Origin of the sequence: Tenacibaculum geojense (assembly GCF_042676005.1) — a bacterium.
Lineage (GTDB): Bacteria > Bacteroidota > Bacteroidia > Flavobacteriales > Flavobacteriaceae > Polaribacter > Polaribacter geojense.
Genome location: NZ_JBHTJR010000018.1, coordinates 1 through 4,934, shown reverse-complemented (window position 1 = coordinate 4,934; position 4,934 = coordinate 1). Strand labels below are relative to the sequence as shown.

The 4,934-nt window shown below is 29.3% G+C and carries 8 protein-coding genes; all 8 read right to left on the bottom strand.

Going from position 1 to position 4,934, the window contains the following annotated elements; all coding sequences use genetic code 11:
* Nucleotides 1–156 precede the first annotated feature (156 nt).
* Nucleotides 157–621 carry a hypothetical protein gene (locus tag ACFQ1U_RS03030; protein ID WP_386105179.1) on the bottom strand — a complete coding sequence of 155 codons (465 nt, stop codon included), beginning with the start codon at nt 619–621 and terminating at the stop codon, nt 157–159.
* 392 nt (nt 622–1,013) lie between these two features.
* Entirely contained in the window at nt 1,014–1,220 is a 207-nt protein-coding gene (locus ACFQ1U_RS03025; RefSeq protein WP_386105177.1) for a hypothetical protein, read from the bottom strand.
* Nucleotides 1,221–1,410: 190 nt separating this feature from the next.
* The gene (locus ACFQ1U_RS03020) at nt 1,411–1,680 is read right to left on the bottom strand and encodes a hypothetical protein (RefSeq protein ID WP_386105175.1); all 270 of its coding nucleotides are present in this window, start codon (nt 1,678–1,680) and stop codon (nt 1,411–1,413) included.
* Nucleotides 1,681–1,691: 11 nt separating this feature from the next.
* Entirely contained in the window at nt 1,692–1,994 is a 303-nt protein-coding gene (locus ACFQ1U_RS03015) for a hypothetical protein (protein ID WP_386105173.1), read from the bottom strand.
* 136 nt (nt 1,995–2,130) lie between these two features.
* Nucleotides 2,131–2,613 carry a hypothetical protein gene (locus ACFQ1U_RS03010; protein WP_386105171.1) on the bottom strand — a complete coding sequence of 161 codons (483 nt, stop codon included), beginning with the start codon at nt 2,611–2,613 and terminating at the stop codon, nt 2,131–2,133.
* Between the two features lie 171 nt (nt 2,614–2,784).
* Nucleotides 2,785–3,345, bottom strand: coding sequence for a hypothetical protein (locus tag ACFQ1U_RS03005; RefSeq protein WP_386105169.1), 561 nt, complete (start codon nt 3,343–3,345; stop codon nt 2,785–2,787).
* A gap of 155 nt (nt 3,346–3,500) precedes the next feature.
* Nucleotides 3,501–3,812: a hypothetical protein gene (locus ACFQ1U_RS03000; RefSeq protein WP_386105167.1), complete on the bottom strand. Its 312-nt coding sequence runs from the start codon at nt 3,810–3,812 to the stop codon at nt 3,501–3,503.
* 98 nt (nt 3,813–3,910) lie between these two features.
* Entirely contained in the window at nt 3,911–4,249 is a 339-nt protein-coding gene (locus ACFQ1U_RS02995; protein ID WP_386105165.1) for a hypothetical protein, read from the bottom strand.
* Nucleotides 4,250–4,934 lie beyond the last annotated feature (685 nt).

Below are 4,934 nucleotides of genomic sequence, written 5' to 3'. Positions count from 1 at the left end.
TATAAATACTCAGAAAACCAAAAGACTGAAACTATTGCTCACAACGGTTTCGTATAACCGTCAGTTGCGGATTAAATTAGTTATTATTTTCTTTTGTTCACTAGCATTAGCAATTCCGAGTGGATTCGGACGTAGTCGAATCCGCCGTAATTGCGGTTATACATTGTTGTAGCTAGTATTTTTATCGATTTTAGTTTTCAATACTCTTCCTTGTTTTTTCGCTTCTGAATCCATAATTGCTCCTATAATCATTCCAATTACCATCCCTCCTAACATTGAATATATTCCAAAATAAAGCTGTGTTAAAACTCCAATCAACATTCCAAATACCATTCCGTAACCTGTATAATGTCCGTCTGAAATCAAAGCTAAATTATCTTTTAAAAATTTCTCAAATTCTGATAGTTTTTTAGTCAGATACTTCTTTCTATCTTCAGATTCTGTTTTTAAATTCAAGATTTCTAATTTCAATTCAATTGATTCAATTTGTTTTTGTGTTAAATCCCTGTTTTTTAAATCTGATAAAATTCCAATGTATTTATCAAATACTTTTATTTCAGATTTTTCAACAGAATTATTTTTCAAATTCAAGAAGAAATCTAACGTTTCTTTTATTTTCATATTATTGCTCTAATATTAGCTACAACGGCTTCGGCTATGATTAGTGCGGGAATAGGGAAGCGGTAGCTTCACGATTAAGCACTAAGACGAAGCATTTTGTTTGCTTTTATCTTTTTCTGTTCAAAAGTCAAATCAAAATGATTTGACGACATTATAAAAATACACTAACTTTTGGATTAAACACCAAAACCCGTATTAATTATAGCCCGTGTTGGCATTTCGTTGTTTTTATTTCGATTTGTTTCTGGTTTTTGTTTTTCCTGTGTTCGAGTGAATCTGGTCAGCAATTTATTTCACAAACTTTTTTCAATTCCGATTGAGTAAGTAATTTCGGATTCATTCAGTTTAAAATTAATTCCAGTTAATCAATTCAGATTCTGTTCTATTTTCTATCAAGGTTGTCTTTTAGTTTTTAAGTCATTGTTAAAAAGCTTTTTTCCAAGTTTATAAATCTGAACTGCAATAATTATATTTATTGCAATATGCAAGACATCAAGTATTGTTTCGTTTGGTATGAAAGAAGCCAAAATTGGTCTAAATATTAAAACGGTTAAAAAACCACCAATAAAAAAAGAAACAATTCCATTTATTATTTTCATAATCATATTTTCAATTTTTTGAGTTGGTTGCTCAATGAATGCCAACGGTTTTGTGTATGGTTTGTTGCGTGTTTTACGCAATAAACTTACTAAAAATTGCACTTACGCGGCGGAAAATCCGAAGGATTTTCCAAAGTAACAGTAAGTAGCAATGAGCTATACACGTTGTTGGCAATAGTAATCATTCAGCTTACTTTTTTCCTTTTATAAATGCTGTTAAAACAATTCCGCCTAAAGTTCCTAATGTATTGATAATAGCAGAAGAATTTCGAGAAAACCAACTATCTCTTTTATTGTTTTTGGCTTTTTGTTTTTTTAATTCTTGCATAATATAAACTTCAGCGTCAATATCCGAAACATTTTCTTCTTTAGCTACTTTCTTTAAAATAGCTTTTTCTTCAGGAGTAATCACTCCGTCTAACACAGCACTTCTAACGGTCTTTTTAAATCTTCTTGTCATATTTTATTAATTTAATCCTTTCCAAAAACACTATCGTAAGACATTGAATCTTCATCAAAATCATCATCATTTCTATTTGGGAACATTCTATCTAACTCTGCATCTGGGTCATAAAAATCATTTTCTTTTTTAAAACGAGTAATTTTATTTATTAAACTCTGTAATGCTTTTTCTTCATTTGGCATTCCAAAACCAATAACTTCACTAATATCTTCTTCAAGTTTATAAACTTTTTCTTCAAGTTCATTTGCTTCTGTAATATCAACTTCTTCTTCGATTTTTTCAAATCTTTCTTTAAATTCTTTTATATTCATATGGTTATTCTTTATTATTGCCAACGGTCTCGTATAACCGTCAGTTGCGGGTTAAATTAGTTATTATTTTCTTTTGTTCACTAGTGTTAGCAATTCCGAGTGGATTCGGACGTAGTCGAATCCGCCGTAATTGCGGTTATACATTGTTGTGCAACGTTTTTTTTAATTCTTTTATTCCGATTATTTCAGTCAATTTATTTATTCCGCTGTTTGAAATAATTCTAAATCCTAGTTCTAAAAAAATAAATCTCATTACTAAAATAGTCATAACAAGATGAAATATCAGCTCTAGTTTGTTTTGTACTATTGCTGTAACTATTCCAGAAAGAGCAAATAGAACTATCGCAACAAATATGATTTTAAAAATTCTACCAGTTCGTATTTTCAACGTCCCCTTTTCATTTTTCAATTTCCCTTTCAGAACACAAAACTCACCAATTATTTTTTTTGAAAGTTTAACTTCAAATTCATTCTTTTCAATTTTTCCGATGAAAGTCTGATTATTCCAATTCGCAACGAACTGTTCTTTCGATAATGTTTGATTTTCTAATTCCGAAATTGCTAATGAACTATCATCATTTAATTCAATAAAATAGTCGATTTCAGGAAATATTTTCATTCAGCTTTCGGTTTTTTTGGTAATGTTGCACAACGGCTTCGTATAACCCGTCAGTTATCGGACTAATTTAGCCAAAAGTTTTTAGTTATAAACTAGTTTAAGAAATTCTGAGTGGATTCGGACGTAGTCGAATCCGCCGTAATTGCGGTTATACATTGTTGCCATTAGTTTTTATTCTTTCAGTTGTTTTATACTCCACTTTGTTCCATAAATCAGATAGCGTAAAAGAAAGAATATAGAAAAAAGAAAAATCCCAAGTCCAAGAATTTCGTCATCTCTAATACTACTGTTAAAAAAAGAGTCTTTAGTTTCTTCTAGTTTCCTTTCTAATGGTAGTATTTTGGTCAGATAGTTTTCAGATTTATTGTCTTTTGAAATTTTTTCTAAAAATTCATCTTTAGTAATGCTGATATTTCCTTCCTCTTTTATATAATCATATGTTTCTGATGCTTGCTCCTTGTCTTTTAAATCAGAAATGAACTTTTCACTATCGGACATTTTATCCCAAGAGTTTTTAATGATGTCATTATTTATGTAATAGAATACTCTTAATCTATAAGGTAATTTTTCATAAATAGTCAACTCACTAATTTTATCTTTTAGTTCGTGTTTTTTGTTATAATTGGATTCGTGAAGCATTATCCAAATAAAAAGAACAACAAAGAATAAAATTGTTGTTCCAAGTAAGAATAAAAATTCTTTTGCGATTATTTTTTTAGTTTTCTTGTTCATTCAAATTAATGGCAACGGTTTTGTGTATGATTTTTTGCGGGAAAAGGACGCGAGTCATTTTCCGATTTTTGGGAAAGATAATTAATTAAGATTGAATTTCCGTAGTGGAAATTCAGCCGCAATTAATTATACACGTTGTTAGCCACTGTTATTTTTTAAAAATTCTTCAAAGAACCAAGACCTGCTTGAATCCTCATTTCATTTCTAACCTTATCAACTCTTCGTGAAAACGAAAATCCTTTCGAGTCAATTGCTTGAAGAATTACTTTACATAGTTCGTAATTTTTATTTATTTCAAGCTCAACTAATAATTCAGAAAGTTCAAAAACTTTTTCATTTTCAATCATATTTCTAATCTCATCAGGCACCGCTAAATAACTCCCGAAATTTTCAGCATCTCTGTATCGTAAAAAAGGTTTGATTATAAAAAAGTAAATCAAAGCTAAAATAATAATTATCCAAATCATTTTTTATATTTTTTTTCAAGTTCATCATATATTTCTCCAAGACGAGTAATAGAGTCTTGTATTTTAAACCAAACAGCGTCTTTTAAAATCTCTGAAAATTAGTCTTCTTGGTTATTCAAATAATGTGGTAAATATTTTCCAACCCATTCATCAAGTATAATCAAAGCTGAATAGAATAAATAATCATTTTTCTTTTCTAATTCAGCTGGACTAAAATCGTGACAATAAGTTACAATATTTACATAGTCGTTTTGCATAACTACTCCAAATAGGTTTTCTGCTGTCGGAACATTATGTAAGTTACTTTCTCTAAAAAGGTTTAAAGTGTTTTGATTGTTTAATAATTTTTCTTTCAATAATTCAAAATTACTTGTTCCATATTGACTTTTGAAATCATTAAACGATTTTTCATTTCCAAGTTTTATTAATCTTTCCATTTCTTTAATTGTGGCTAACGTATTTGTGTATGAAAAGTTGCGATAATTTTAGCAGCAATTTTTCATTGGTTTTTCATGATTTAAAATTAGTTATAATTTTTGATTTATAGACAATGGAGCTATTTTTTATACACCATGTTAGCTAATGTTGGAGAACACTAGCCAAAGTTTAAAGCGATTAGAAAATTTTATACAGAAAGCAAACGAGACAGAATGCAAATACTTGCGTTTACAAAAAGGAACAATTTTCAGCCAAAAGTGAATAAGTAACCACAAGCCTTAATTGCATTTAGTTTGCGTGATTTAAGTTTTGTGTAAAGCCTTTTTTTAGAAAAAGAACGGGACAGAACGTTAAGCGAGAATTGGCTAAAACTCAAAGAGGTTCTTTCATAAAGTTAAAAATAAGCGGAGTTATCGGAATCAAACAAAACCGTTTCAAACAGAAACTAAGAACCGACAATCAAATAGGAGAGAAGTTGGCAAAAAAGCCAACACATAAAACGTTTAGTTCTCTAAAAAAAGGATAGAACTGGAATTACTATTAAAAACCAAAATTTAGAAACTGACTTTTATTAATCAAAAAGAAAGTTTCACATCATTTTCGACAATGTTAGTTAACGATTTTGCTAAGCATCCGTTTTAATGGTGCTTAGGTTTTGTTGTGTGCTGTAATATACAAAAAAGT

What these genes read in the sequence shown, in the direction of transcription:
- ACFQ1U_RS03005 (WP_386105169.1), bottom strand. Translation starts at nt 3,345, where the DNA reads ATGAACAAGAAAACTAAAAAAATAATCGCAAAAGAATTTTTATTCTTA.
- ACFQ1U_RS03000 (WP_386105167.1), bottom strand. Translation starts at nt 3,812, where the DNA reads ATGATTTGGATAATTATTATTTTAGCTTTGATTTACTTTTTTATAATC.
- ACFQ1U_RS03020 (WP_386105175.1), bottom strand. Translation starts at nt 1,680, where the DNA reads ATGACAAGAAGATTTAAAAAGACCGTTAGAAGTGCTGTGTTAGACGGA.
- ACFQ1U_RS02995 (WP_386105165.1), bottom strand. Translation starts at nt 4,249, where the DNA reads ATGGAAAGATTAATAAAACTTGGAAATGAAAAATCGTTTAATGATTTC.
- ACFQ1U_RS03030 (WP_386105179.1), bottom strand. Translation starts at nt 621, where the DNA reads ATGAAAATAAAAGAAACGTTAGATTTCTTCTTGAATTTGAAAAATAAT.
- ACFQ1U_RS03015 (WP_386105173.1), bottom strand. Translation starts at nt 1,994, where the DNA reads ATGAATATAAAAGAATTTAAAGAAAGATTTGAAAAAATCGAAGAAGAA.
- ACFQ1U_RS03010 (WP_386105171.1), bottom strand. Translation starts at nt 2,613, where the DNA reads ATGAAAATATTTCCTGAAATCGACTATTTTATTGAATTAAATGATGAT.
- ACFQ1U_RS03025 (WP_386105177.1), bottom strand. Translation starts at nt 1,220, where the DNA reads ATGAAAATAATAAATGGAATTGTTTCTTTTTTTATTGGTGGTTTTTTA.